A 2,082-nucleotide genomic window follows, 5' to 3' on the forward strand; every position below is an offset into this window, starting at 1 on the left:
CCACCACGGCCTCGGCATCCGGCGTCCGCGCCACCTGCTCCTCGAACAGCTCCACCACCGAACGCCCCGGCACCTCACACGCCGTGTCATTCCAGTCGGCCAGGAGAGTCCGTGACTCGGTCTCGTCCAGGAGAGCCGTCCGGTCGAGCGGGGCGTCCGGGGCGTCGACCATGGCCTGGAGCAGACGCAGATAGCGCCTGCCGAGGGCTTCGACCGTGCTCCGGTCGAACAGGTCGGTGCTGTACTCCAGGACGCCCTGAAGTCCGGCGGTCCCGGCCGACTGCTCGGCGAAGGCAAAGGAGAGGTCGAACTTCCCCACGCCCGTGTCGGCGGTGGCACGCGAGACCGAGAGACCCGGCAGTTGCGCCACCGCGTCGTCGACGGCGGCCGTGTCCGTGTTGTTGAAGGCCAGGAGCACTTGGAAGAGCGGGTGCCGGCCGAGCGAACGCTCCGGGTTGATCACCTCGACGAGCCGCTCGAACGGCAGGTCCTGGTGGGCGTACGCCGCCAGATTCTGCGTACGGACGCGCTCGACGAGAGCGCGGGCCGAGGGGCGGCCCGAGGTGTCGGTGCGCAGCACGAGCGTATTGATGAACACACCGATGAGGTCGTCGAGGGCTTCGTCGGTGCGGCCGGCGATGGGCGTCCCGATGGGGATGTCATTGCCCGCGCCCAGCTTTGTCAGGAGTGCCGCGAGGCCGGCCTGGAGCACCATGAACGGGCTCGCCTGCGTCTCGTGGGCGAGCGCCACCACCTTGTCGTAGAGATCCGACGGGATCTCGTAGGGGATGCGGTCGCCGCGGTAGGAGGCGACGGAGGGGCGGGGACGGTCGTACGGCAGCTCCAGCTGGTCCGGCAGACCGGCCAACGTCTCGGTCCAGTAGGTGAGTTGGCGCGCGATCTCGCTCTCAGGGTCCTCCTCGGAGCCGAGGACCTCGCGCTGCCAGAGGCTGTAGTCGGCGTACTGCACCGGGAGCGGCTCCCACGACGGGGACCCGCCGGCCGCGCGGGCCGCGTACGCCGCCGTCAGGTCACGGGCCAGCGGGGCACGCGACCACGCGTCACTCACGATGTGGTGCAGGAGCAGCAGGAGGACGTGCTCCTCGTCCCCGAGCCTGAACAGCGTGGCCCGCAAGGGCAGTTCACCGGAGGCGGCGGAGAGGTCGAAGCCTCGCCGGGCCGCTTCCCGCAGCTCCTCCTCGATCCGTTCCCTGTCCGTCTCGACCACGGTCAGTTCAGGTCGGGCCTCCCCCGTGGAGCGGACGACCTGGTACGCGCCGTCCGCATCCTCGGCGAAGAGGGTGCGCAGACTCTCGTGGCGAGCGACGACGTCCCCCAGCGCCTGTCGCAGCGCGTTGTGGTCCAGAACGCCCGTGAGCCTCAGTGCGAGGGGGATGTTGTAGGTCGCGCTGGGTCCCTCGAACTGGTTGAGGAACCAGAGGCGTTGCTGCGCGTAGGACAGCGGGATGCGGGACGGTCGCGGATCCGCCACGGTCACGCTGCGGCGCACGTCCTGCGACCCGGCCGCCAGTGCGGTGGCGAGGCCGGCGACGGTGGGAGTCTCGAAGAGCTGACGGATGGGCAGCTCCGCACCGAGGGTGGTACGGATGCGGCCGGCCAGCTTCGTCGCGAGCAGCGAATGACCGCCCAGACGGAAGAAGTCGTCGTCGATCGTCACCGACTCCACACCCAGCATGTCCGCGAACAGGGCGCAGAGGATCTCCTCGCGCGGCGTGCGCGGGCCACGCCCCTCACCCTCCGGCCCATACTCGGGAGCCGGAAGAGCACGGCGGTCCAGCTTCCCGTTCGAAGTCAGCGGCAGCGCATCGAGGATCACGAACGCGGACGGCACCATATAGTCCGGCAGGAGGGCCGCCGCATGCGCGCGCAACTCCTCCACGCTCACACCGTCCGCGACCACGTAGGCGGTCAGCCTCTGGTCGCCGGGGCGGTCCTCCCGCACGATCACCGCCGCCTGCCGCACCAACGGATGGCCTGCCAACACGGCCTGGACCTCACCCAGTTCAATGCGGAAGCCCCGCACCTTGACCTGGTCATCCACCCGGCCCGCATACACCAGCT

General features: G+C 70.0%; 1 protein-coding gene. It reads right to left on the bottom strand.

The window, feature by feature from the left end:
• A partial coding sequence (locus ACZ4RZ_RS50255; protein ID WP_467754371.1) for a condensation domain-containing protein occupies positions 1-2,082 on the bottom strand: 2,082 nt, incomplete at both ends.

The organism is Streptomyces sp. NPDC027189 (genome assembly GCF_055566975.1).